The organism is Marinobacter vinifirmus, assembly GCF_002258215.1.
GTDB lineage: Bacteria > Pseudomonadota > Gammaproteobacteria > Pseudomonadales > Oleiphilaceae > Marinobacter > Marinobacter vinifirmus.
Genome location: NZ_NEFY01000001.1, coordinates 331,011 through 354,819, shown reverse-complemented (window position 1 = coordinate 354,819; position 23,809 = coordinate 331,011). Strand labels below are relative to the sequence as shown.

Below are 23,809 nucleotides of genomic sequence, written 5' to 3'. Positions count from 1 at the left end.
TTAACCATAGAGCATCCATAAACTACTGTTTTTATTGCCTTTATAGAGAAATCAAAACCTGGCACGGGAATCGCTATTGTCACATCGACATTCACAAGTTTGTGGCTGGACGACCGAGCCGGCCTCATTAAAACCAGGAGTAAAGCTATGAACAAACTGCTTGTATCCATCACCGCATCTCTGGCACTGCTGGCAACCGCACCGGTGATAGCACAACAGAACCCGGCCCCGGCCGAACAGGGCTCGGGTTACAGCAACCCCGCCGCCGCAGGCAGCCAAAGCACCAATTACAGCGATGCTGAGCTGAAACAATTCATTGAGGCACAATCCGGTGTTATGGAAGTGCGAGAGGAATACATCGAGAAGATCGAATCAGCCGAGTCTCAGCAGAAGGCCCAGGAACTGCAGATGGAAGCCAATGATGAAATGGTCTCGGTGATCGAAGACGTGGGTATCGATATCCCCACCTATAACGCCATTGCCACCGCTTACAGCAGTGAGCCGAAGGTACGCAACCGCGTTGACGCTCTGATGTAAATTTCCTGCATCCGGTTCGTCGTCTGGCCCCGCTTCGGCGGGGCTTTTTTGTGGCTGTTCGTCTGGCGTTTACACATCGGCCTTTTCTCCTCGGTCTGTTGTGTTACCTTTTCCCTCTAGACTCAAATGTGCCGGATTCTGGAGCCCTGAATACAATGACCAAACGCCACCCGCTTCTCAGCTTCAGCCTCGTTGCCACTGCGGCAGTGATGCTGCTGACCGGCTGCTCCGACAATGGCTCCTCGTCAGCCGCGCAGAGTTCGGCGGACGGCAAACCAGAGTATCCGGTCACCTGGCGCTTTGCCCTGGAAGAGATTGAAGGCAGTGTTCAGCATCTTTACGCATAGCAGTTCAGGGAACAGGTCGAAGCGCTGTCTGGTGGAAGGATTGAGGTCGATGTCTTTCCTTATGGCTCTTTGGGCACCTCGGCCCAACTGACAGAACTGACTCGCAACGGCTCAGTCAACCTGGCCTTTGCCTCGCCCGGCCACCTGGCCGATACCGTTCCGGAAACCGGCCTTTTTAATCTTCACTTCCTGCTTCCGGAAGAACAGGAACCGGCCCGTCGCCTTCTGGAGGCGCCCGCGTTTATTTCCGCATTTGAACCGGCCTACCACAACGCTGGCCTGCAACTGCTGGGGTTCGTGCCGGAAGGCTGGATGACCTGGACGGCCAACAACCCCCTGAGAACCCCCGCCGATTTCCAGGGGTTAAGATTTCGCACCATGACCTCGGAAACCGCAGCAGAGGCTTTCCGAAGCTATGGTGCTGACCCCGTACAGACGCCTTTCGCCCAGGTATACAGCGATCTCCAGCTCGGCAACATCGACGGCCAGAGCAACCCGGTGTTTGCTATTGAGGAAATGGGGTTCCATGAAGTCCAGAACGTCATGACCATGGCCAGGGCCTCACGGTTTATCGCATCTGTTGTGGCCAATGAGGACTGGTTCGCAGGACTCCCCTCGCAGGAACGGAAATGGCTGGAGGAAACCATTGCACAGCTATCCGAGGAAGCCTGGACTCTCCAGGAGGACCTGAACAAGGAGCGGCTGGAGACCATACTGGAACAGGGCGGTATCCGGGTCGTACGGCTGACGGAAACTGAAAGGGAGGCCTTCCGGGATGCGAGCCTGCCTGCCCGGCAACGCTTTATTGAACTGACCGGAGAGAAAGGCCAGGCGCTGATTCAGCGGGCAACGTCGATTGCGGGTGACTGATCAACCCTGCCCGGATCAGGCTTTCTGAGCCTGCAGATAAGGGTAGGAGACCATCGGGACACCCTCGTCACCACAGATCTCCGCGGCCCTTGCGGTCAGGTCTGAAATGAAACGCGCCTGCTCTCTGGGCTCCAGCGGGTAGGCTTTCAACCGATAGCACATACCGGTCTCCCGTGCGGCAACCGTGACCAGCACCGGCTGGTAGGTTTTGGTGAGCGGGCAGGCAAAGATCGCATCCCGGAACAGGCCCAGCATCCGGCCGACATCGTGGTTCGGGTCCAGAAAAACCTCGGCCACGCACATCAGGTTATCGGTGCCGTCATTGCCATTGGCCAGCAGCGTATTCCACAGCAGGCTGTGGGGAATCACAATCACGGTATCATCCAGCGTCACGATTTCTGCGGCCCGGGTACCGATACTTCGCACCTCACCATAGCGACCGTTCACTTCGATCCAGTCACCCGGTCGGTAAGGCATTTCATAGAGCGTAACGATACCTGCAATGAGGCTGTTGGCGTAGTCCTTGAACGCAAAACCCAAGGCAAGACCCAGGGCACCGAAGATAGCAATCATGTTCTCGAATGAGGGTTCCACCAGAATGGGCACCACCACAATGATGGTCAGAACAATGACCAGAAGCCGGAAAAGAGGAACGGATGCGAGAAGGTACAGCCTCGGTTTTCCCGATAGTTTCGCAGCCAGTACCGGAACTGCTTTCTGAACCATCAGAATCAGCAACGAAGCCGCAACAATGACCGCCAGGGCTTCCAGCAAAGCCTCGGAGGTAATTGAAGACAGCGCGTCCTTGATACCGAAATCGCCCATAACCGTTTCTCCTAGAAGCTGTCCACCGGATACCCTTTGGATTGCAGATACCGCCGGACGGCCGGATACGCCAATGCCTGCACCCGAAAGATGCCTTCCTGCTCATCGCCGGTCACTACGTCGGCTCGTTCCAGCCGGGACAGCGCTATCCGCAGTTCCTCGCCAGGCAACCCCGAAGTCAGCTCCAGCTGCCCCAGGCCCAGGCCGCCATGCATCAACAACGCATGCAGCAGGTAGCCGGACTGCCGGGCTGAACTCTGGGGCACGGCAGGCAAACTCAGCTGATCCAGTGGCGCCACCCAACACTGGCGGCCATCTTGATGTGCATCCTCTTCCCCTTGCTGCTGCGTCTCGTCCTCGGGCCGTGCCCGAAGAGTTCGGCGCCAGATAGCCAGGGCAACGCCCGGATTTCCCCGAGCCAAAGTGGCCAGATCCCGGGTAAACAGGCTGTATTTTCGCTCGTCGTCCCCGGTTGGCGCCGGCAGTACATACAGGCCATCCTGGGTCATTCTCGCCGTCAGTGGTCCTTGCGGGCGCTCCCCCGCCAGATGTCCAAGCCAGTTGGTAAGACGATCCCCGGACAAAGGGCTGGGGGTCAATGGCGCCAGGTGGAGCTCTGGCAGATACTGAGTCCAGAACTTCCAACACCAGCCGGAACAGCCAATGATGCCCTCACCCACTTTATCCCGCGCAAGGCGCGCGAATAATTCACGCAACAAACCAAGACCGGACCGGTGTCGCAGCCAGAAATCCGCCAGTTCCGGTATTACCCAGTCATCGTCCTGAAGCTGGTGATCCCACCAGCCGGTAATGTCTCTTTCAGGCATTAACAGATTGTCCGGCGGGGCTATCACCCGCCGACCCGAGGCCCGCAACGCTTCGGCAATACCTGAGAATGGTGGTGCCACCAGAAAACTGGTCTTGCGTGACTGTCCACCCGACCGGCGCAACTGTTCCAGTTCGTTCAATAAAGCCCGGGCAAGTTCTTCACGATCCGGTACCGGGGCATAGTCCTGAATCTGGCGTTCCGACAGGGTAGGCAGATCATCCAGACTTCTGAACGCCTGTTCGTCGGGATGAATGCCTGCTTTTAACTGATCCAGAATATCCCGGAGACCACTGCGAATGGTTCTGCGGACGGAGGTCTCCGGAACACGCCATTGCTCCAGAGGAATCAGTCCGCCAGGCAGGCATGGGTGATCAGCTTGGTTGTTGTCAGTCAACGGCGATACTCCGGGCCTATTCAGGCACCAGCCAATCCATGGAAGGCGACAGACCGAGCCGATCGGGGCCGGTCAGATCCGACATCATGGCCGCAAAACGTTCATCGAACCCCCAGGGCGGGTTCACAATCAGCATGCCGGAACCCACCATGCCCCGTTCGGGCGGCTGATCCAGCATAACCTCGCACTGAAGAATCTTGCGCACCGAACCGGACGCCCTCAGCGAATCCATCAGCTTTTGTTCCAGGCCACTGGTTAACAGGGGATACCAGATAAGATAGACGCCATGGCGGCATTTTTTCCACGCGTCCATCAATGTCCGGGCTACGGCCTCATAATCGGTTTTGATTTCGTAAGAAGGATCAATCAGCGCCAACAGTCGTGGCTGTGCCGGCGGCAAGCATTTCAGGAGCCCTTTCAGGCCATCCTCATGGCGCACCTTCACCCCCACTTCATCAGCCCACTGCGCCAGCTGACGCTCTTCCGAAGGGTGCAGCTCGAAAGCGGTGACGGAATCACCCGGTCGGCAAAATTCCGCAAACCATGCCGGTGAGCCCGGATACGTCTGTAGCGGCCCATTGCCCGGGTTGTACCGCGCCAATACCTCCAGAACCGGCTGCCAGTCGCCGGAGGCCAGTTGCTCCCGGATCCGCCACAAGGCCTGAACACCAGCATCAGCTTCGCCGGTTTTTCTTGCCCGCTCGCTGCCCAAATCGTAACGGGCGCTGCCCGCGTGGGTGTCAAAACAGGCTATGGCAGATTTCTTGGATTGCATCATGGCCAGCACCAGCGACAGTGCAGCATGCTTCTGAACATCGGCAAAGTTGCCGGCGTGGAAGGCGTGAAGATAACTCAGCATAAAAGGCTCCCGGAATCAGGAGCCCATTAAGCCGCAGTCACCTTGGCCACGCAAGCGGCCCGACAATCACCTATATCAAAAACCCCTTGCTATGTAGGGTTTCCAAACCCATAATCTGAACGCTAATATTTCTTATTTACAAAAAGACCTCATCAACATGGAGTTTGAAATGAAAAACCTGTTTCGCCCAGCCCCATTGGCACTGACCATTGCCACAGCCCTTACCGCGGGCTGCGCAAACGCGCCCTGGTCCGCCGAGCAAAGTGCGCCGGCCACCAAAGCATCGGTGGTAACCCATTACGCCGATCTCGCCCATGCCACCTACGAGGATGCCCTGATTACTGCGCGTGCGCTGGACGAGGCTACTGACCGCCTGATTGCCAACCCCACCGAAGCCAACCTCAAAGCGGCAAAAGAAGCCTGGCTGGCCTCACGGGTTCCTTACCAGCAGTCAGAGGTTTTCCGCTTCGGCAATGCCATCGTGGATGACTGGGAAGGCCAATTGAACGCCTGGCCACTGGACGAGGGCCTGATCGACTACGTCAAAGCCGATGACTACCAGCACGAACTCGGTAATGCCGGTGCAACCGCCAACATCGTCGCCAGCAACAGCATTAACGTCGGCGGGGAAACTCTGGATGTGGCAACACTCACCCCTGAACTGCTGGCCGACCTGAACGAAGTGGGCGGTTCCGAAGCCAACGTAGCCACCGGTTACCATGCGGTCGAATTCCTGCTGTGGGGCCAGGATCTGCACGGTTTTGAAGGTGGCGCAGGCGAGCGCCCGGTTACTGACTACGCCAAAGGCAACGACTGCACCAACGGCAACTGTGAGCGCCGTGCCCAGTACCTGGATGCCGTGACTGATCTGCTGGTCGATGATCTGGAGTGGATGGTTGCCCAGTGGGCCCCGGGTAGCTCAGATAACTACCGTTCCCAGCTGACGTCCGCAAACGCCGACGAGGGCATCCAGAAAATGCTGTTCGGTATGGGCTCCCTGTCCCTAGGCGAGCTGGCTGGTGAGCGCATGAAAGTTGCCCTGGAAGCCAACTCCTATGAAGACGAACACGACTGCTTCAGCGATAACACCCACAACTCGCACTACTACAACGGCCAGGGCATCCAGAACGTGTATACCGGCACCTATCGTCGCGTAGATGGGTCTATGGTTTCAGGCCCGTCCCTGTCTGACCTGGTTGAGCAGACCAACCCGGAGCTGGATGCTCGCCTGAACCGTCAGTTGGACGCGTCAATGGAAGCCTTGGCGCTCATGAAAGCCCGCGCCGAGAGCAGCCAGAACCCGATGGCCTTTGACACCATGATCGCCCCGGGCAACGCGGAAGGCACCCGCATTGTCAACGGTGCTATCATGGCGCTGGTTGAGCAGACCGGCTCTATCGAGCAGGCTGCACGGCAACTGGGCATTCAAGCCCTGTCCCCGGACGACGCCGGCCATTCATTCTGATTGATCCGGTTGCAGTAAACGGATACCGGGAGATAGAAACTCCCGGTATCCTGCTAACAAGAACAAGCCATGGAAAACCCTCCTTTATGCCCGAAGGTCGATTTTCCATGGCTTCTTCCATTCTGAAACGCGAGTAGTTATGAAACGAGCACTCATCTTCTGTCTGTTGCCGCTGGCCTTCAGCACTCAACCCCTGATTGCAGAGACTCACGCTGGTTACCCGATACAAACTACACCGGCCACAGGCGGTGAAGGCACGGTCAATCAGGCCGACACCAACGCCTACTCGCTGCCCCAGGGCAACCTGTCCATGACCAAACGCCTGGATTTCAGCGTTGGCAACAGTTTCTTCCGCAATCCCTGGGTGGAAGCACCGGCCAGCACCGATGCCCGGGACGGCCTGGGCCCCCTGTTCAATACCAACTCCTGCCAGGGTTGTCACATCAAGGATGGCCGTGGACACCCGCCCGGCGTTGATGAACCGCCTGTCTCCCTGTTCCTGAGGCTGGCAGTACCCGCCGATTCGGTCAAGGATGCAGAACTCCTGCGCAAGCACGGTTTCAAACCCGCACCGGTCTACGGCAGTCAATTGCAGACTGCGGCCCTGCCGGCCGCAAAACCGGAAGCGGATCTGGTGATTGACTGGGAGCCAGTTCAGGAAATACTTGGGGATGGAACGGTGGTTGAACTGCGCAAACCGGAATATCGCATCGAGAACCCCAACTATGGTCCTATGCCGGCAAATTTGCTGGTCTCTCCCCGGGTGGCACCACAAATGATCGGCATGGGACTGCTGGAAGCCATCCCTATTGCCGATCTTGAGGCATTGGCCGATCCGGAAGATACCGACAACAACGGGATTTCCGGCAAGCTTAATCAGGTGTGGGATGTCGCCAGCCAGCAAACGCTGCCGGGCCGGTTTGGCTGGAAAGCCGCGGAACCGGATGTGCACCAGCAAAGCATGGGCGCCTTCGCCGGCGATATGGGCCTGACATCGTCCATCAAACCCACCACCGACTGCACCCCGGAACAACAGTGCGAACGGTTTACTCACGGTGGTGAGCCCGAAGTGAGCGACAAGGTCGCCGACTTTGTCACCTTCTACGCCAAGAGTCTGGCGGTACCTGCCCGTCGGGATCTGGGCGCTGAATCCGTGCAGAAAGGCGCCAGGCTGTTCAATGAAACCGGCTGTGCCGGTTGCCACACCCCGAAATACCAGACCGGAGAAGTGGCCGACCGCCCGGATCTGAGCAACCAGACCATCTGGCCCTACACCGACCTGTTACTGCACGACATGGGCCCGGCCCTGGCAGACGGCCGGGACGAGTTCCTCGCTGACGGCAACGAGTGGCGCACGCCACCGCTTTGGGGCATCGGCCTGGCCCAGGTGGTTAACCCCCAGTCCGGTTTTCTGCATGACGGCCGCGCCCGCACGCTGGAAGAAGCCATTCTCTGGCACGGTGGCGAAGCCCGGCCGGCAGCTGACCGCTATCGTCAGATGGCCGAGTCGGAGCGCAGCGCCCTGATCGATTTTCTGAATTCACTCTGAGGATCCACTATGCAACCGATCACCAGACTGTTCTTCGCCTCCGCCCTGCTTGTCTGCACTACGGCGGCACTCGGGGCCAACGCCGATACCCAGGCCCGCGAACAGTGGCATGGCGCAATTCAAAACGGCTACGAATCGCTGGCAACCAAAACCGAACAACTCGCATCGGCGGCGGTCGGCTACTGCAACGCACCGACGTCCGACAGCCGACCGGCCCTGAACGATGCCTGGCTCGATGCCTTCCTGGCCTGGCAGCGGGTCCGCTTTGTTGACTTCGGCCCGGTGGAGAACAACAACCTGTCCTGGCAATTCCAGTTCTGGCCGGACCCGAAAAACCTGGTCGCTCGCAAGGCCCGGTATCTGCTTGGCACCGAAGCCCCCGTTAACGCCGAGGTGATCAACCAATCCGGGGTGGCGGTTCAGGGCTTTCCCATGGCCGAATACCTGCTGTTCGACGAGCAACTCAACAGTGGAGAGAACGCCCTGCCCGCAGCCAAAAACTGTGAGGTGCTCTCGGCGGTCACCCGGCATATGGCACGTAATGCCCGGGGGCTCGCAGACAGCTGGGCGAGTTTCAAACAACACTATCTGGACACCGGGCCATACCGCGACACCACCATCAAAGCCGGCATGACGGCGCTTGAAATACTGGAAGAGCGCCGGCTGGCGCAGCCCATGGGGCTAAGGGGCAATGGCAAACGCAATCCTTACATCACCGATGCCTGGCGCAGTGGCCAGAGTCTGATGGCGGTGGAAGCAACAGTGGCAGGGCTCGAGAAATTCTACCTTCCCGGACTGATCACCTCACTGAAAACCGACGGCGAGACCGAACTGGCAGAGCGCATTCAGAGGCAGTTTGAGAAAGTGGCTGACAACTTTCCGGAAGCCCATGCTGCCATGGCAACGCTCATGGAGAGTGATGAGCGGTTCCGCATTCTGCAAGGGCTCTTTGTGGATGTTTCCCAGCTTTCAACGCTGATCAATGACGAAGCCGCCGTGGCGCTTGGCGTAGTGCGTGGCTTCAACTCAAGTGACGGCGACTGAACAGGTATACCCATGCTCATCCATCGCAGAACCCTGATCAAAGCCACCGTCGCCGGAGGCATGGCCGCCACCCTCACCGGCTGCTCGTTGCTCCCCGGCAAAACCGGCCCACAGCCCGAACGCTATGCCGGCGCGGTTGGCCTGCCGGATGGACGCTTTGGCGTGAGTGCCTTTGATCGATCCGGCAACGTTCAGTGGCAGGCGCCGGTAGACACCCGATGCCACAGCGGCTGTAACCGGCCCGGCCGAAAAGATACTCTGTTTTTTGAGCGCCGACCGGGCTGGTCGTTCTATGTGTTTGATGCAGAAACCGGCCAACGCAGACACCGCATCATGGCCCCCGAAGGCGAACACTTTGTCGGCCACGGCGTGTTCTCACCTGATGGCCGGTGGCTTTACGCCACGGCCAGCCGCTACCAGCCCGGCGAAGGCATTGTCGCCGTCTACGATGCCGAGCAGGACTATAAACGGGTGGACACCTTTGAACTGGCCGGCATCGGGCCCCATGAGCTTACCCTGCATCCGGACGGCAACACTCTGGTCATCGGCCTGGGCGGCATTCTGACTCACCCTGATTACGACCGCATCAAACTCAATCTGGATACCATGCAACCGGCCCTGATTCTGATGGACCGCCGGTCCGGCCAGATCGTTGGCCGCTTTGCCCCTGCCCACCACCAGCAGAGCTCCCGCCACGTCAGCGTCAGTACCGAAGGCAAAGTCTATGTTGCCTACCAGTACCAGGGACCGCTCTACAAGCGACCTCCGCTGTTGGCGCGCATAGAAGATGGGCAACTCCGGGAATATCGCTTTGACCCGGAAACCCAGGCCGCTCTCGGCAACTACATCGCCAGCGTGGTGGCCCATCCTGAAAACGACCTGATCGCCGCCGCTTCCCCCGTGGGCGGCACCGCTATTGTCTTCCGCGGCAAGACCGGGGAGCTGGTTGCCAAAGCCCGCATCACTGACTGCGCCGGCATTCAGACTCTGGCAGGAGGCGATTTCCTGGTGTCCTCGGGACAGGGCCGACTGGTGCAACTGAGCGCCGGACAACCTGCGAAAGACATCGCGCGGCTACCGGTACAGTGGGACCACCACCTGGTCTGACCGGCACCGCTGGTCCTCCCGCTTAAGCACACCCGAGCTAACTGGTATGCTTGGCAAACATTTTTCCGGAGGACGGCCCTTTGCCAGCAACCAAACCCGACACCATCGACCAGCTCTACGGACTGATTGCCAACGAAGAAGACGCACGGGTCTGCAAAGACATTCCGGAGGATGCCTGCAGGGAAGTGCCCCGTAACTTCTTCCTGATTCTTTTCAGTAACGTACTGACCAAGCTCGGCGACTTGCTGATCAGCCCGAAAACCGTGCTGGCCTGGCTGATGAGCGCCGTTGGCGCGCCGGCCCTGGTGGCCTGGCTGGTACCCATCCGGGAGTCCGGCTCTATGGTGCCGCAGATGGTGATTGGCGCCTGGGTTCGCCGCAAAGCCGTGCGCAAGTGGTTCTGGACCCTGGGCAGCTTCGGCCAGGCGGTCAGCGTAATGGCCATGGCAGCCAGTGTGTGGTTTCTCGAAGGCTACGCCGCTGGTGGTGGAATTGTTGCGGCGCTGGTTGTGTTCTCCCTGGCCCGGGGCTTCTGCTCGGTTTCCATGAAAGACGTACAGGGCAAATGCATTCCGAAAACCCGCCGGGGCCGGCTGTCCGGCCTGGCCAGCACCATTGGCGGTACCGCCACCGTTGTCCTGACCGGGCTGCTGTTCTGGGACCGGGGCGACCCCACCATTGGCTTCTACGCCATGCTGCTGATGCTGGCCGCAGCACTGTGGATTATCGCAGGCTTTCTGTTTGCCGGAGTTGAAGAGTATCCGGGCGAAACTTCCGGTGGCGCCAATGCCCTGCCGGAAGCTTTCCGCAGCTTGTCCCTGCTGCGGGACGACGCACCCTTCCGTAACTTTGTCATTACCCGGGCCCTGCTGCTGTGCTCCGCCCTGGCCTCACCCTACTTCGTGGTGCTGGCCCAGAAAGAATCCGACATCGGCTGGATGCTGGGCGTCTTCCTGCTGGCCAGCAGCCTGGCCAGCTCACTCAGTGCCAGCTTCTGGGGCTGGGCGGCCGATGTATCCAGCCGGCGGGTGATGATCCGCGGCGCGGCCATGGCCAGCGGTATTTGCCTGGTGGTGGGTGTGCTCGCCCTGATCTTCGGCCCCGGCTTCGGCGGCGCCTGGTTCTACCCGATTGCCTTCTTCGTGTTGAGCATTGCCCACGCCGGCGTACGCCTTGGCCGGAAAACCTATCTGGTGGACATGGCCGGCGGCAACAAACGCACCGTCTATACCTCGGTAAGCAATACCGTAATCGGGCTGCTGTTACTCGTTACGGGCGCCTTCACCGCAGCTATCTCGATGATTTCCGATGTGGCGGTGATTATTGTGCTCGGGCTGATGGGGCTGGCGGGGATGTTCAGCGCCTTACGGCTGGAGGAAGTGACGGAGGAGTGACTGTTTTTCTTCGGTGAAATGGAAAGGGCCGGCGGGTGCCGGCCCTTTGAGTTGATAGTCACTCACCGACTTAAGGCTGGGCCACCTCCTCTTTAGAGGCACAGACGCCATAGGTATTGTATTCATCCAGGGCCGTAAGCAGTTCAAACTCGCCGCTCACGATTTCAACCGCATCAAACCGTTTCGATGTCTGAAATACCAGGAAACCGACTTCGTTCCCGCCCAGTAAACCGGAAAGCCCCAGCAAATCGAGATCAGCGCCTACTTCACCATTGGTCTGTTCCTGAATCTCACCGTCTAGCAAAGTCCGAACCTGCAGGCCTCCGTTCGACAACAAGTCTAGCTGAAGCACTTGTGCCGCTTCAGCCAGCGAAACACCAATAACGTTTTGTCCCGGGTAGGCAAATCCTGACGTTGCAGCGACTCGCAGACTGACGTTAGAAAGTCCCAACAGGTTAGTATTTGAAATGGTAGCGAAGTTGTTCAGATCATCATCAACTACGTTGTTCTCCCCAACCACGTCGCAAAGCAGACCACCGGTCAACAAAAGACAATCTGAAACATCCTTGGATGCCTGAGCCTGGATATCCTCATCACTGGCCAGCATGGGCGAGAACTGCTCACCAACACCACACGAAAACTCAACGTCATTCACCAGGTCACAGACATCACCGATGCCGTCGCCGTCCGTATCAGCCTGGTCCGGATTGGCAATCAGCGGGCAGTTATCCTCGGGCTGGCCGATCAGGTTGGTATCGTTAATTCCGTCACCATCGGTGTCTTCATCACAGGCATCGCCAATGCCATCGCCGTCCAGATCCGACTGGGAGGGATTGACGACATCCGCGCAGTTGTCCCAGGGCGTGCTGCCATCAGCCCTCAGGTTCGGAATGCCATCGCCGTCGGTATCGACCGCCTCGCTGCACATGGCCTCATCATTGCCTTCCACATACGGGCAGGCATCCTCGTCATTGAGAAAGCCGTCGCCATCGATATCGTCATCACAGGCATCACCTACGCCATCACCGTCCAGGTCCGCCTGATCCGGATTTGGCACCAGCGGGCAGTTGTCACCCTCGTCCGATGCCGCTATTACTGCAAAGCTGCCATCGTCATTCCGGACCTTGTCTTTAACGCCATCACCATCAGCATCTGTGTCACAGGCGTCTCCATACAGGTCACGGTCAGCATTTTCCTGGTCCGGGTTGGGAATGGTCGGGCAGTTATCTTCACCATTCGGCACGTCATCGCCATCGGTATCCGTTGACGTCGCAATGCGAGCATCGCACGCATCGTCGATACCATCGGCATCGGCATCTACCCCGGAATTGCGGGTATTCGGGCAGGAGTCCTCGTTATCAGGGATGCCATCCCCATCAGTATCCACCGGCCCACCGGTGCCGCCATCGCCCTGCTCCCCGGTTTGCTGCCCCGAGCCATCCTCAAACGACACACGGCTACCACTGTCGGACTTACACCCGGCTACGGCCAGAAACGCCGTAACCATCAAAATCAAAGGCCAGTTCAGATTGTTCAGTCTCATTTCCAAATTCCTTCTTGCTATCACTTAGAAACCACGTTGAATTCGACTCGGCGATTGCGCTCGCGGCCTTCCTCGGTATCGTTACTGCGGATCGGGCGGGCTTCGCCATAGCCTTCGGCACTCAGCTGTTCCGGAGCCACGCCCAGATCAAGCAGGTAGTTGCGCACGGCTTCTGCCCGCTGCTGTGAGAGTTGCTGGTTGTAGCTTTCAGCCCCCACGCTGTCGGTATGGCCGGCCAGCTCTACTTTCAGATCTGGCTGTCCTTTCAGGGCATCGGCGGCAGGAATGAGGATGTCGCGGGCATTGGCGGTCAGCCGGTTGGAGTTGAACTCGAAAGTCACCCCCTGCAATACCACAGACTGGGCCTTATCGGTTTCAACGCAGCCAACAGCGTTCACCTCCAGGCCTTCCAGGGTGTTGGGGCACTGGTCTACTCCATCCACAACGCCGTCTTTGTCGGAATCCGCGAGTTGTTGCTCGACCACCACCGGCTTTTCAACAACGGTCGTTTTTTCCACGATGCGGGTACGGGTTGCGCCGATTGGAATGGTCAGGCCGACACTCAGGTGAATGTCAGATAATCCGTCGTCGTAGGAATCCCACAGGTAACGGACGTCGCCCCGCACACGCAGGCCAGACTCGGTAAAAGGCGAGGTGATGAGGCCGAGGGCGGCATTGGCATAACCGGCAAATTCGCTGGCCGGGTTGTCAGCTACATCGTTACGGGACAGGCCACCGCCTGCGGATACATACGGCGTGAAGGATTCGCTGTCGAAAAACCGGTAGCTCAGGTCCGCTCCCAGGGTTTGCTGGTAGTAATCCGTTGCGCCGGTAACACCCGTCTCGATAATTCCGGAGAACAATTGAGGCTCAAGCCACCAGTGCTTACCGAAACGGTGACTGTAAATGCCCCGCAAACCGCTGCCGTACTCATCAGTCCTGTCACTGTCGGGCTCAATGTAAGCCCCCAGCACTGACACTTCACTTTCGTGCTTGACCGCATTCGCTTGCACTGCCGTCGCTGCCATCGCGGCGCACAGCCCTGCAACCGATACCGCCAGAAGTTGCTTTCTTGCCATGTGAACACTCCTTTTCCTTTAGCTCTGCCAGTTACACAAAAGAAACAAACTGCCTCTGTTTCTTGGCAGTTTGGGCCAGCTACTGGCGTATTAACTTGGCATTTTGTTCACATATTGTTGTCATTTTTGCCAACCATATACTGAACTAACAGTGATCCATTTTATCGTATGGACTTATTTATGTTGAAAGCCAATGATTTAGCTGAAATTCAGGCCTGAGGTCGCCGTGCTTACAGGCCGATGGACCGGAGGGAGATTTTGCAATTTTTTACATTTTGGCCGAGCAAGGAGCGCAAAGGGAGGTGCAAAAGACTGCCTTGCGCCCCGAAGGGCGTCGGGACAGCAGGCGCAAAGCTTTCAGGTAAAGGAAAGGAATGGATTAAATAGTCTTGCCGTCGTTCAGGGCCAGGGCGCCCTTTACGATGCGATAGATCACCCAGATCGAGATACCGAGCAGAATAAACCAGCCGATGATCAATGGGGTGGTAACAATGCCAATCACCGTCCACAACAGCCCGATCCAGAAGGTACGGATTTGCCAGCGGAAATGGCTTTCGATCCAGCTGCCACGTACATCATCCAGCTTCACGTAATTGACGATGACGCCAACCAGGCCGGTGATGCCGCCGAGAAAAAAGGACAGGGCCTGAAGGATGTAAACCACGACCGCCAAGTTGCGGCCAGGCTCCGGCTGACGTTCATTGCCGTTGGGGTTTGCGGGAATAAATTCGGGTTCAGCCAAGGTGATAACTCCGGATCAGGACTTTTCCGCAGTCTACCACAGCGCTTTCGCAGCCGGCCTCGGGGTTTTTGCGGACCTTTCCACAATATAAGCCCTCTGCAAAAACAAAAGCCGGCCCAGGTAAAACCTGGGCCGGCTTTGGTGATGCCTTGTGGCTAACCGCTAAGATCAGGCGCCGATTACGCCGCCGTCGTTGCGGGTTACGATGACACAGGCATCGCGGGGGCGATCCTCTGCAGCATTCGGCCAGTTGCCACGTGGGTGCTGGATATTGACGAACATGGTTTTGCTGTCCGGAGTGGTGACCACGCCGGTGACCTCACAGCCCTGGGGGCCCACGAAGAAACGCTTGATTTCACGGGTTTCCGGATTCGCAGCCAGCATCATCTGGTTACCGAAGGGTTCGTCGCTGTATCCGTCAGTCTGGATCCACAGACGGCCGTTGTAATCGAACCACAGGCCATCCGGGCTGTTGAAGATGTTGTCGTCATTCAGCGTAACAACGGCGTCGCCATCAACCACGGTCTCTGTGCCCTGCTCACCGGCGAAGACAAAGATATCCCATTCGAAGGAACCGGCAGTGTAATCGTTACCGGCTTCCTGCCAGCGAATGATGTGGCCGTTCTTGTTCTGGGCTACCGGGTTGGCTGCATTCACCTGGTCTTCTGTGCGCTTGGTATTATTGGTGAGAGTGAAGTAAACCTCGCCGGTATTCGGATCAACCGCACCCCACTCCGGACGGTCCATTGGTGTGGCACCGGCAATGTCAGCGGCCAGACGGGTGTTCAGCAGCACGTCGGCCTGGTTCTCGAAGCCGTCAAATGCCACATCACCAACGGTCGTACCCTTGGCAGCATCAACTTTGCCGGCAAAAGCCGGATCCTCAAGATCCAGGGCCAGCCATTCACCACTGCCGTCCTCGTTGAATCGCGCTACATACAGCGTGCCTTCATCCAGCAGGTAACCACCAGCGGTGGCTGCATAGTACGGTTTGGAAGACACGAACTTGTAGATGTACTCGAAGCGGGAGTCGTCACCGGAGTAACAGACAACCGGCTCACCTTCTTTGGCCGGTGCGAAAATTACACCTTCATGGCCGAAACGACCGAGGGCCGTGCGCTTCTGGGGCATGCTCTCCGGGTTGAATGGGTCGATTTCCACCATAAATCCGAAGGTGTTGGCTTCGTTGCGGTAATCCTCTGAGGCAGAACCGCCGAGCGCGCTGACGTTAAAGCGCACATATTGATCGGCCTTATTATCTGCCAGTTCCCAATCGTAGCGGCTTTCACTACCCACGCCGTGGCGGATTTGCTCGCGAGGCTGGGTGGCATCACTGTTGGCAAAGTAACCGTGCCAGTTTTCTTCCGCTGTCAGGTAGGTTCCCCAGGGCGTCGGCCCCATGGAGCAGTTGTTGAGGGTTCCGCGGGTGCGGTTACCGTTAGGACTGAATTTGGTGAAAAGTTTGTGATAGCCGCGAACCGGGCCGCGGATTTCCATTTCGGTACCACCGGTTACCCGGCGGTTGAGTGCGCTGCCAAACACCACATCCCACTCACCGTTAGCATCCTGCTTAATGTGAACCACGGAAACGCCGTGGGCTGCGATTTCTTTACGAACTTCATCTGCCGGGCGGGAGTCATCAGCATTATAGGTTGCGCCCTCCGCATGGATGGCCTTCTGATTGATGTACTCATGGTTCATAACCAGGAGACCTTCAGTGGAGCTGTTGCCGCCACTCTTCTGGTCAATCGGGAAGAAGTGCATGCCGTCATGGTGCATACCCACTTGCTCTTCCTGGTCTGCGCCGGAATTGGTGCCATCAGCGCGATAATCCGGGTACGACCCGGTAATCGGTGTGCCCCAGGGCAAGAATGTCTTTGATGAATAGCCTTCCGGAACAACTACCTGGTTATCCATTGACACCGGAACGGCCTGGAAACCCAGCGCTCTTTCGGTTGTACCTGGCGTTTGAGTGTTTCCTGACGCTGTCTCGTCGTCACTGTCGCTGTCACTCCCGCAGGCGACGAGTCCGAGCCCCATAACGCTGGCCAGAGCCGCTCCAACGGTCCCTTTCATCACCGCACGGCGCTGCATGCGCGCAGACAGCACCTGGTGAAAAGGCAGGTTCTCGGAATGGTTAACCACCGGCTCGTAGTTAGGGTCCAGATAATTCGGATCAATGTCGTGCTTGGCCATGTTCTGTCTCTCTCGAAATCGGAAGGAAAGGGCTTTAACGAGAGGCAAGTTTCAACCTGAAAGATGACAGAACAACAAACGTTCCGCGTCATTCTGGTTAAAGTTATTTTACAGCCAACCAAACCAGCCAAACTTTGTTGTCAGAACCAAAAAAGGGGCGCCAACCCAGCGCCCCTTTTCCGGAAGAAACAACACTCAGCCAGTGATCACTGAGTCATCTCATCATAACCTTCTTCCATGGCATCACCCGCTTCATCAGCGGCTTCGCCGACACTGTCCGCAGCGCTCTGGGCGCCATCGCTGACTTCATCCGCCGCGTTCTGGGCCCCTTCCTTGATTTCACCCCAGGCACCTTCGTCCTGACCTGTGGCTTCTTCATAGGATTCCTCGACGGAGTCAGCGGCGTCATCCATCATTTCACCGGCGTTCTCCCCGGCCTGCTCGAAATCGGCCCCTTCATCGCTTTCCGAACTGCAGGCAGCCAGGCCGAGTGTCATCAGTAGAGCCAGTGCGCTCAACGTGAGCTTGTTCATACCATATCCCTCTGTTGGTAAGTATTTACAACGCAAACAGCCTAGAGCGGTTCACCTGCACAGGCAATTACCGGGCGATTACCCTTTCGTTAGCCGCTGGCCGTCGATCATGATCACATGCTCAACACCAAGCACCTTGCCGGAGCCCAGTACCAGAAAATCATGGCCGGCCCGGCTCAGAACGTCCCGGATGTGCTCATGCACCAGGCAAACCTGCCCGTTGGTATCCTGGTAGATAATCTCGGCCAGCCGTCGCCCCTGGACATAGTCCACAAGCATTTCCCGAACCGGCAAAGACACAGTCTCTGGTGAGGGGGTTGCAGCACTCATATTCCATCATCCCTGTTGTTTTTGTTTTGCAGAAGTCTGGACCACAAATCCCGAATCCGCCAACCGGGGCCGAATTGTCATGTCGGGCCACCTTCCGATGACATTCGTCAAAATTGTTGTATTGCCCGATTGTCCGACATAAATTGAGGGCAACCAAGAACAAAACGGAGATCCCTGATATGAACGCCAAGGCCAATCAAGCAGTCGGGCAACAACCGGCAACTTCCACTCCCGCCTCCGGTGAAAAAGACTGGAAAGATCCCAAGCGTTACCTGTGGCTGCTGGGCCCCGCCCTGCCCGGTATCGGCCTGGCCGCTTTGACTGGTTACGCGCTGGCGCCCAGGAAACTGAAGGCGCTGGCTTGGACAGGACCGGCACTGGTGCACGGCATTATCCCGGCGCTGGACCGGGCAATCGGGGAAGACAAGAGCAACCCGCCGGAATCCGCCGTGCGGTCCCTGGAGCAGGACAAATACTACGACCGGATTGTAAAAGCCTTTATTCCTACCCAGTACGCCATGACGGTTATGGGAGCCTGGCTGGCCAGTCGCAAGAAAACCCCGGTCGAAGACAAGATCGGCCTGACCCTGACGGTGGGCGCAATCAACGGTGTGGGCATCAACACCGCCCACGAGCTGGGCCACAAATCCAACAAACTGAACAAGTTGATGGCCATGGCGGCACTGGCGCCGACCGGCTACACCCACTTCGTGGTTGAGCACAATTTTGGTCATCACAAGCGGGTTGCCACGCCGGAAGACCCGGCCAGCAGCCGGATGGGCGAGAGTTTCTGGAAGTTCCTGCCGCGCACGGTGTTTGGTGGCATGAAGTCCGCGGTGAAAATCGAGAAGGCGCGGCTTGAGCGCAAGGGCAAGAGCTTCTGGAGCCTGGACAATGAGTTGCTGCAGGGCTGGGCCATGAGCGCCGGGCTCTTTGGGGCGACTACTCTGGTCTGCGGCCCCAGGGCGGTGCCGTTCCTGGCGGCGCAGGCAGTGTATGGGGCAAGCTTGTTGGAGAGCGTGAATTACATTGAGCACTATGGCCTGCTGCGCCAGAAGGACAAGAACGGCAAGTATGAACGCACCCAGCCGGAGCACAGCTGGAACAGCAATCATGTGGTGACCAACCTGTTCCTGTATCAGTTACAGCGGCACTCTGACCATCACGCCCATCCAACCCGGAGTTATCAGGCCCTGAGGCATTTCGAGAAGGCGCCGCAGTTGCCGGGTGGCTATGCGTCGATGTTGTTGCCGGCTTATGTGCCGCGGTGGTGGTATGACGAGATGGATAAGCGGGTGATTGACCACTACGAGGGGGATCTGTCGAAGATCAACTGGGATCCGGATCGTAAGGACGAGCTGATGGCCAAATATGCGGATTATGCGGCGAACGTGGCGGCTGAGGCTGCGGCTCGGCGGGGTGAATCTGCTTCTGAGTCTGAGGCGGCCTGAGTACCGGGAGCTATGTTTCGGCCCTAGCCTTCGGGTTAGGTGCCGGCTGCGGGTTGGGGCCACCCTTCCGGGAGACGCCGTGAACCCATCCATGGGGGCTTGAGCGCAGCATCCCTGCTGCGCACACTCCCGGAAGGGTGGCCCCAACCCGCCGCTTACGCTTCCGTGGGATAGTCGTTGATTTGACGATTTGCTACGGAAGAGGTTTTGAGGAGCGGACAATCCCGCTACTTGCCTTTGAACACTGCTTCCCGCCTTTCCAGAAACGACTGAATACCTTCTTTTACATCTTCGCTGGCCATGACCGGACGCAGTTCCGGGAACAGGCGCTCCTTGGCCACTTCCTGGCCTTCGGACACGGCAATTTTGGACGACTTCAGGCTTCCCTGAACGCCTAACGGGGCCGCTTTGGCGATCTTTTCAGCGATTTCCATGGCTTTATTGAACTGCTCCCCGGGCTCCACCAGTTCCTGAATCAAGCCCCACTGATACGCCTGCTCGGCCGTCCATTCATCGCCAGTCAGCAGGTAGCGCTGGGCATTGCCCCAGCCGATTTCCCTTTGCAGACGGATGGTGGCGCCGCCGCAGGCGAAGATGCCGCGTTTGACTTCCAGCTGCGCGAAGCGGGTGCCTTTGGCGGCAACGCGGACGTCGGTGTTGAGCATCATTTCAACGCCACAGGTGAAGCAGATGCCCTGGGCGGCAAAGACTACCGGCTTGGTAAGTCCCTCGCCTGTGATATGGAACGGATCAAGTTCACCTTCGCCGGGTTCGATACCCTTACCGTTAGCGAATACGCCGGCCCAGTCGTCCAGTTGCAGGCCGCTGGTGAAGTGGTCACCTTCGGCGTACATGACGGCTACTCGCAGTTCGGGGTCGTTCTGGAGCTGGTAATAGGCTGCAGCGATTTCGTGGTACATGGCCCGGTTCATCGCGTTCATTTTTTCCGGACGGTTCAGGCCTATTTTCAGGATGTGGCCTTGTTTTTCTATGTTTACGAGTGACATTGGCGTTTTCCTCGACTTTGGGTACCTAGCCTGGGTGTTTTGGTGGCTGCGCGGTCAACGGGGAGGGCTTTTCAGGACACGCCCACGAGTACGTCCCTGTAGGCTCGTTTCGGGCCGTCCATGGCCCTCAACGGTCCTGAAAAGCCCTCCCCGTCGCCCGCGCGTCATACTTCTGCGATATACCAGGCCACAGATTCAGAAATAGAACTCAGGTTTTGCTGAAACTTGCATCTCTAGCCTGCGCCCCACCGTTGCTTGGGTGTGAGCGGCTGGGCGCCCTTTCAGGGACCGTCTGTGGCCATGGATGGCCACAGTCGAGCGCACAGGGAAGTGCTCGTAGCGTGTCCCTGAAAGGGCGTCCAGCCGCTCACACAACCCCCCAAAACGAGCAGGCTACGAACAGAACCAAGACTCCAGAGCTAGAACCAATCGGCCTTCATGTTCAAGCACGTATCATCCTGATTGCGAAGCAGCACCAGATCCTGGGCCACAGTAGGTAATTCCCAGTGGAAGAAGTACTGGGCGGCCTGCAGTTTGCCCTGGTAGAAGTTGCGTTCGCTGTCGCTGTTGGCAGAGGCCAGAGCGTTGGCTGCCGCATTAGCCTGCCGCAACCACATCCAGGAGACGATGATGTGGCCGAACAGGTGCAGGTAGCAGCTGGCGTTGGCCAGGGTTTTGTCTACCTCGCCACCCATCAGGGACTTGCCCAGGCTCTGGGTGACTTTCACGGCCTGCTGCAGTGTTTCACTCAGAGACAATGCCCATTGCTGGCAGCGGTCGGTGGTGGCCGCTTGCAGGTCTACCTGCATTTCCTGCATCAGCAGCTGCAGGCCGTGACTTTGGTCTTGCCAGATTTTGCGACCCAGCAGGTCCAGGGCCTGGATGCCGTTGGTGCCTTCGTGGATGGGGTTCAGGCGGTTGTCCCGCCAGCACTGTTCCACCGGGTATTCGCGGGTGTAGCCAGCGCCACCATAAACCTGGATCGCCAGGTCGTTGGCTTTTGGGCCAAACTCGGAAGGCCAGGCTTTGATCACCGGGGTGAGCAGGTCCAGCAGTTTGCCGGCTTCCATTCGCTTCTGTTCGTCCGGATGGGTGTGCTGGTCGTCCATCAGGCGGGCGCCATACAGGCACAGGGCCAGGCCGCCTTCGCTGTAGGCTTTCTGGGCCAGCAGCATGCGGCGCACATCGGCGTGGTCGATGATGGGCACTTGCGGGCTTTCGGGGTTCTTTTCGCTGGCTTTGCGGCCCTGCAGGCGGTCTTTGGCGTATTCCAGGCTGTGCATGTAGCCGCGGTAGCCGATCACCGCCGCGCCGAAACCGACGCCGATGCGGGCTTCGTTCATCATCTGGAACATGTATTTCAGGCCCTGATGGGGCTCGCCCACCAGGTAACCATGGCAAGGAGCATCGTCGCCGAAGCTGAGGGCGGTACTAGTGGTGCCGCGATAGCCGAGTTTGTGAATCAGACCGGCAAGGCTGACGCCGTTGCGTTCGCCCGGGTTGCCGTTTTCGTCCACATGGAATTTCGGGACGATAAACAGGGAGATGCCTTTCACGCCGGCCGGCGCGCCTTTGATCTTGGCCAGCACCATGTGAACGATGTTTTCGGTGATGCTCTGCTCGCCGCCGGAGATGTAGATTTTCGCGCCTTTGATCAGGTAGTGGCCGTCGTCGGTGGGCGTGGCGGAGGTGCGGATGTCCGCCAGGCTGGAGCCGGCGTGGGGCTCGGTGAGCGCCATGGTGCCGCTGTAGCGACCGCTGAGCATGTTGGGCAGGAATTTGGTTTTCTGTTCTTCGTTGCCGAACACACGGATGAGGTTGGCGGCGGCTGTGGTCAGGAACGGATAGCCTGCGGTGCCGGGGTTGGCGGCGGTGAAGAACCCGTTGCAGGCGGCCATGACAGATTCCGGCAGTTGCATGCCGCCGAGGTCGTAACCGTAGCGGCCGGCGAGGAATCCGGCTTCGGCGTAGGCGTCGAAGGCCTGCTTGACGTCCGGAAGCATTTCTACCTGGCCGTTGACGAATTTGGGTTCGTCTTTGTCTGCCGCGCTGTTGTGGTTGGCGAATTTTTCTTTCGCCATTTTGTCGGCGGTTTCGATGACGGCGTCAAAGGTGTCTTTGCTGTGTTCGCTGAAGCGCTCGCGCTGGGTGAGGGCTTCGGTGTCCATGACTTCGTAAAGCTGAAAGGCAAGGTCGCGGCGGTCGATCAGGGTGTCGGTCATTCTTGGTCTCCTGTTGATTGCCGTTAGCCTCTCACAACCACTACACTGGTTGGAATTGTCATTTTTGACTTATTCTTGGTTGAATCCGCCAACCTTTGTTCTGACAAGACGGCCACTGTCGTGGGTATTGCCTTCCGGGAGACGCCGTGAACCCGTCCGTGGGGGCTTGAGCGCAGCTTCCCTGCTGCGCACACTCCCGGAAGGCAATACCCACGCCAGCAGCCTGATTGGGCGATGGCCGTCGCGCCATTTCGGGCACTACAACAAGCCGTACAGGAGCCAGCTTTTGAAAACCGTCACTATCATTGGCTTCAACGGTGCGTTAGCCAGCGCTATCACAGGGATGATCGACCTGTTTCGCCTCGCCGGGGTGACCTGGGCACGTATTCACGGGGAGCAGCCTTCTGCACAGTTCAAAACCCGGCTGCTGACCGAGAACGGTGAGCCCTGCCAGTGCATCAATGGTGTGACAATTCTGGCTGACGGTTCCTGGCAGGATGTTGATGATCTGAGGGCGGATGACGTGCTGATTATTCCGACCATTGGCGCGCCCATTGATGAAATTCTGAAGACAAACAACCCTTTGATCCAGTGGCTTTCACAGTTTCAGGACGCAACTCCCGGCGATGTCCGCGTAGCAAGTAACTGCACCGGGGCGTTTTTACTGGCTGCCGCCGGGTTGCTGGACGGGCGGGAGGCGACGACACACTGGGGCTTCAGCAATCAGTTCCGGGAGCGGTTTCCAGCGGTGGATTTGCGGCCGGAGAAGCTGGTGACAGTTGACGGGCCGGTGGCTTGTGCCGGGGGAGGGATGGCCTGGTGGGACCTTGGGGTGTACCTAGTGGAGCGGCTTGCGGGGGCGCAGGTGGCCCGGGAGTTGGCGAAGGCGTTTGTGATTGATGCCGGGCGTACCAGCCAGGCGCCTTACAGTGTGTTGCAGGCCAGGCGGTATCATTCGGATTCGGTGGTGCTGGGGCTTCAGGATTGGCTGGAGGGGCATTTCCGGGAGGCGGTTTCTGTGGCGGATCTTGCCACGAGGGCCAGGTTGTCGGAGCGGTCGTTGCTGAGGCGGTTTCGGCAAGCGACCGGAGACACACCAACTACCTATCTTCAATTGCTGAGAATCGAGGAAGCCCGGCGGTTGCTGGAGAGTTCACAAGATGGCCTGGACGCGATTACCCGGACCGTGGGTTATGAGGATGTGAGCTCTTTCAGCCGGTTATTCCGTAAGCAAACCGGGCTTTCTCCGGGGGCCTATCGTTCGAAATTTGGCCGTTAAATCCTTTGGTTGACTTGACCTGACCGCCCCGGCACGTATTATCAACCGTCAAGTTTCACAGACGGAGCAACCATGACCGTAAGGTCCAGAGGCTGCACAAACATTCCAGGATTGCCCCTGACCGCTGACATCGTTCTGCAGCGGGGCCGCCTTCCCTATTTTCCGGATCCCCCCTTTTCTGCCTGATCAGCAAGTGAGCCTTAAACG

The 23,809-nt window shown here is 58.3% G+C and carries 20 protein-coding genes and 1 pseudogene; 10 read left to right on the top strand and 11 right to left on the bottom strand.

From position 1 onward, the window contains the following. Positions 1-147 precede the first annotated feature (147 nt). From B9Q17_RS01715 to dctP, 3 genes and pseudogenes are all read left to right on the top strand, one after another. A complete protein-coding gene (locus B9Q17_RS01715) occupies positions 148-537 on the top strand; it encodes a DUF4168 domain-containing protein (protein ID WP_014422193.1) in 390 nt (129 codons plus the stop codon). A 155-nt stretch (positions 538-692) separates the two neighbouring features. Next, positions 693-884 (top strand): hypothetical protein, encoded by a 192-nt coding sequence (locus tag B9Q17_RS18335; RefSeq protein WP_244177282.1) that lies wholly within the window; start codon positions 693-695, stop codon positions 882-884. A gap of 15 nt (positions 885-899) precedes the next feature. Then, positions 900-1,754 (top strand): annotated as a pseudogene (gene dctP / locus B9Q17_RS01710) (TRAP transporter substrate-binding protein DctP); the annotation flags it as partial. A 15-nt stretch (positions 1,755-1,769) separates the two neighbouring features. Here dctP and B9Q17_RS01705 read toward each other — a convergent pair. Genes B9Q17_RS01705 through B9Q17_RS01695 form a run of 3 tightly spaced genes read right to left on the bottom strand, consistent with a single transcriptional unit; the run spans position 1,770 to position 4,661 of the window. Further along, on the bottom strand, positions 1,770-2,579 hold the full coding sequence (locus B9Q17_RS01705) for a mechanosensitive ion channel family protein (protein ID WP_094623847.1): 810 nt from the start codon (positions 2,577-2,579) through the stop codon (positions 1,770-1,772). Positions 2,580-2,590: 11 nt separating this feature from the next. Beyond that, a complete protein-coding gene (locus tag B9Q17_RS01700) occupies positions 2,591-3,802 on the bottom strand; it encodes a hypothetical protein (RefSeq protein ID WP_094623846.1) in 1,212 nt (403 codons plus the stop codon). A gap of 16 nt (positions 3,803-3,818) precedes the next feature. Next, the gene (locus B9Q17_RS01695) at positions 3,819-4,661 is read right to left on the bottom strand and encodes a 23S rRNA (adenine(2030)-N(6))-methyltransferase RlmJ (RefSeq protein ID WP_094623845.1); all 843 of its coding nucleotides are present in this window, start codon (positions 4,659-4,661) and stop codon (positions 3,819-3,821) included. Between the two features lie 169 nt (positions 4,662-4,830). Here B9Q17_RS01695 and B9Q17_RS01690 point away from each other — a divergent pair, with 169 nt between their 5' ends. The 5 genes from B9Q17_RS01690 to B9Q17_RS01670 all read left to right on the top strand — a co-directional run bounded on the left by B9Q17_RS01690 (position 4,831) and on the right by B9Q17_RS01670 (position 11,220). After that, positions 4,831-6,126, top strand: coding sequence for an imelysin family protein (locus B9Q17_RS01690; RefSeq protein WP_208618741.1), 1,296 nt, complete (start codon positions 4,831-4,833; stop codon positions 6,124-6,126). Positions 6,127-6,265: 139 nt separating this feature from the next. After that, a complete protein-coding gene (locus B9Q17_RS01685) occupies positions 6,266-7,675 on the top strand; it encodes a di-heme oxidoreductase family protein (protein ID WP_094623844.1) in 1,410 nt (469 codons plus the stop codon). Between the two features lie 9 nt (positions 7,676-7,684). After that, positions 7,685-8,719, top strand: coding sequence for an imelysin family protein (locus B9Q17_RS01680; RefSeq protein WP_094623843.1), 1,035 nt, complete (start codon positions 7,685-7,687; stop codon positions 8,717-8,719). 12 nt (positions 8,720-8,731) lie between these two features. Further along, positions 8,732-9,826 (top strand): DUF1513 domain-containing protein, encoded by a 1,095-nt coding sequence (locus B9Q17_RS01675; RefSeq protein WP_094623842.1) that lies wholly within the window; start codon positions 8,732-8,734, stop codon positions 9,824-9,826. Between the two features lie 80 nt (positions 9,827-9,906). Next, positions 9,907-11,220 (top strand): MFS transporter, encoded by a 1,314-nt coding sequence (locus B9Q17_RS01670; protein ID WP_094623841.1) that lies wholly within the window; start codon positions 9,907-9,909, stop codon positions 11,218-11,220. Positions 11,221-11,290: 70 nt separating this feature from the next. On the opposite strand, the gene B9Q17_RS18545 is transcribed toward B9Q17_RS01670, so the two are convergent. The 6 genes from B9Q17_RS18545 to B9Q17_RS01640 form a co-directional block, all read right to left on the bottom strand. Then, positions 11,291-12,763 (bottom strand): thrombospondin type 3 repeat-containing protein, encoded by a 1,473-nt coding sequence (locus B9Q17_RS18545; RefSeq protein ID WP_094623840.1) that lies wholly within the window; start codon positions 12,761-12,763, stop codon positions 11,291-11,293. 20 nt (positions 12,764-12,783) lie between these two features. Next, positions 12,784-13,842 carry an OmpA family protein gene (locus B9Q17_RS01660; protein ID WP_094623839.1) on the bottom strand — a complete coding sequence of 353 codons (1,059 nt, stop codon included), beginning with the start codon at positions 13,840-13,842 and terminating at the stop codon, positions 12,784-12,786. Positions 13,843-14,221: 379 nt separating this feature from the next. Beyond that, positions 14,222-14,584 (bottom strand): DUF4870 family protein, encoded by a 363-nt coding sequence (locus B9Q17_RS01655; RefSeq protein ID WP_094623838.1) that lies wholly within the window; start codon positions 14,582-14,584, stop codon positions 14,222-14,224. A 168-nt stretch (positions 14,585-14,752) separates the two neighbouring features. Further along, positions 14,753-16,780, bottom strand: coding sequence for a PhoX family protein (locus B9Q17_RS01650; protein ID WP_094623837.1), 2,028 nt, complete (start codon positions 16,778-16,780; stop codon positions 14,753-14,755). Between the two features lie 206 nt (positions 16,781-16,986). Beyond that, the gene (locus B9Q17_RS01645; protein WP_058341392.1) at positions 16,987-17,313 is read right to left on the bottom strand and encodes a hypothetical protein; all 327 of its coding nucleotides are present in this window, start codon (positions 17,311-17,313) and stop codon (positions 16,987-16,989) included. Positions 17,314-17,391: 78 nt separating this feature from the next. Continuing rightward, positions 17,392-17,643 (bottom strand): hypothetical protein, encoded by a 252-nt coding sequence (locus tag B9Q17_RS01640; RefSeq protein ID WP_094623836.1) that lies wholly within the window; start codon positions 17,641-17,643, stop codon positions 17,392-17,394. A gap of 179 nt (positions 17,644-17,822) precedes the next feature. Between B9Q17_RS01640 and B9Q17_RS01635 the strand changes: the two genes are divergently transcribed. Further along, positions 17,823-19,094 carry an alkane 1-monooxygenase gene (locus B9Q17_RS01635; RefSeq protein WP_167372997.1) on the top strand — a complete coding sequence of 424 codons (1,272 nt, stop codon included), beginning with the start codon at positions 17,823-17,825 and terminating at the stop codon, positions 19,092-19,094. 227 nt (positions 19,095-19,321) lie between these two features. On the opposite strand, the gene B9Q17_RS01630 is transcribed toward B9Q17_RS01635, so the two are convergent. Next, positions 19,322-20,101 carry a crotonase/enoyl-CoA hydratase family protein gene (locus B9Q17_RS01630; RefSeq protein WP_094623835.1) on the bottom strand — a complete coding sequence of 260 codons (780 nt, stop codon included), beginning with the start codon at positions 20,099-20,101 and terminating at the stop codon, positions 19,322-19,324. Positions 20,102-20,520: 419 nt separating this feature from the next. Further along, positions 20,521-22,323, bottom strand: coding sequence for an acyl-CoA dehydrogenase (locus B9Q17_RS01625; protein WP_094623834.1), 1,803 nt, complete (start codon positions 22,321-22,323; stop codon positions 20,521-20,523). Between the two features lie 286 nt (positions 22,324-22,609). On the opposite strand from B9Q17_RS01625, the gene B9Q17_RS01620 reads away from it, so the two are divergent. Continuing rightward, complete coding sequence (locus B9Q17_RS01620) at positions 22,610-23,602, top strand: GlxA family transcriptional regulator (protein ID WP_094623833.1); 993 nt, start codon at positions 22,610-22,612, stop codon at positions 23,600-23,602. Positions 23,603-23,809 lie beyond the last annotated feature (207 nt).

Bases quoted from the DNA above. Each gene is read 5' to 3' on its own strand.
- B9Q17_RS01715 (WP_014422193.1), top strand. From the start codon at position 148: ATGAACAAACTGCTTGTATCCATCACCGCATCTCTGGCACTGCTGGCA.
- B9Q17_RS18335 (WP_244177282.1), top strand. From the start codon at position 693: ATGACCAAACGCCACCCGCTTCTCAGCTTCAGCCTCGTTGCCACTGCG.
- B9Q17_RS01705 (WP_094623847.1), bottom strand. From the start codon at position 2,579: ATGGGCGATTTCGGTATCAAGGACGCGCTGTCTTCAATTACCTCCGAG.
- B9Q17_RS01695 (WP_094623845.1), bottom strand. From the start codon at position 4,661: ATGCTGAGTTATCTTCACGCCTTCCACGCCGGCAACTTTGCCGATGTT.
- B9Q17_RS01690 (WP_208618741.1), top strand. From the start codon at position 4,831: ATGAAAAACCTGTTTCGCCCAGCCCCATTGGCACTGACCATTGCCACA.
- B9Q17_RS01685 (WP_094623844.1), top strand. From the start codon at position 6,266: ATGAAACGAGCACTCATCTTCTGTCTGTTGCCGCTGGCCTTCAGCACT.
- B9Q17_RS01680 (WP_094623843.1), top strand. From the start codon at position 7,685: ATGCAACCGATCACCAGACTGTTCTTCGCCTCCGCCCTGCTTGTCTGC.
- B9Q17_RS01675 (WP_094623842.1), top strand. From the start codon at position 8,732: ATGCTCATCCATCGCAGAACCCTGATCAAAGCCACCGTCGCCGGAGGC.
- B9Q17_RS18545 (WP_094623840.1), bottom strand. From the start codon at position 12,763: ATGAGACTGAACAATCTGAACTGGCCTTTGATTTTGATGGTTACGGCG.
- B9Q17_RS01660 (WP_094623839.1), bottom strand. From the start codon at position 13,842: ATGGCAAGAAAGCAACTTCTGGCGGTATCGGTTGCAGGGCTGTGCGCC.
- B9Q17_RS01650 (WP_094623837.1), bottom strand. From the start codon at position 16,780: ATGGCCAAGCACGACATTGATCCGAATTATCTGGACCCTAACTACGAG.
- B9Q17_RS01645 (WP_058341392.1), bottom strand. From the start codon at position 17,313: ATGAACAAGCTCACGTTGAGCGCACTGGCTCTACTGATGACACTCGGC.
- B9Q17_RS01640 (WP_094623836.1), bottom strand. From the start codon at position 17,643: ATGAGTGCTGCAACCCCCTCACCAGAGACTGTGTCTTTGCCGGTTCGG.
- B9Q17_RS01635 (WP_167372997.1), top strand. From the start codon at position 17,823: ATGAACGCCAAGGCCAATCAAGCAGTCGGGCAACAACCGGCAACTTCC.
- B9Q17_RS01630 (WP_094623835.1), bottom strand. From the start codon at position 20,101: ATGTCACTCGTAAACATAGAAAAACAAGGCCACATCCTGAAAATAGGC.
- B9Q17_RS01625 (WP_094623834.1), bottom strand. From the start codon at position 22,323: ATGACCGACACCCTGATCGACCGCCGCGACCTTGCCTTTCAGCTTTAC.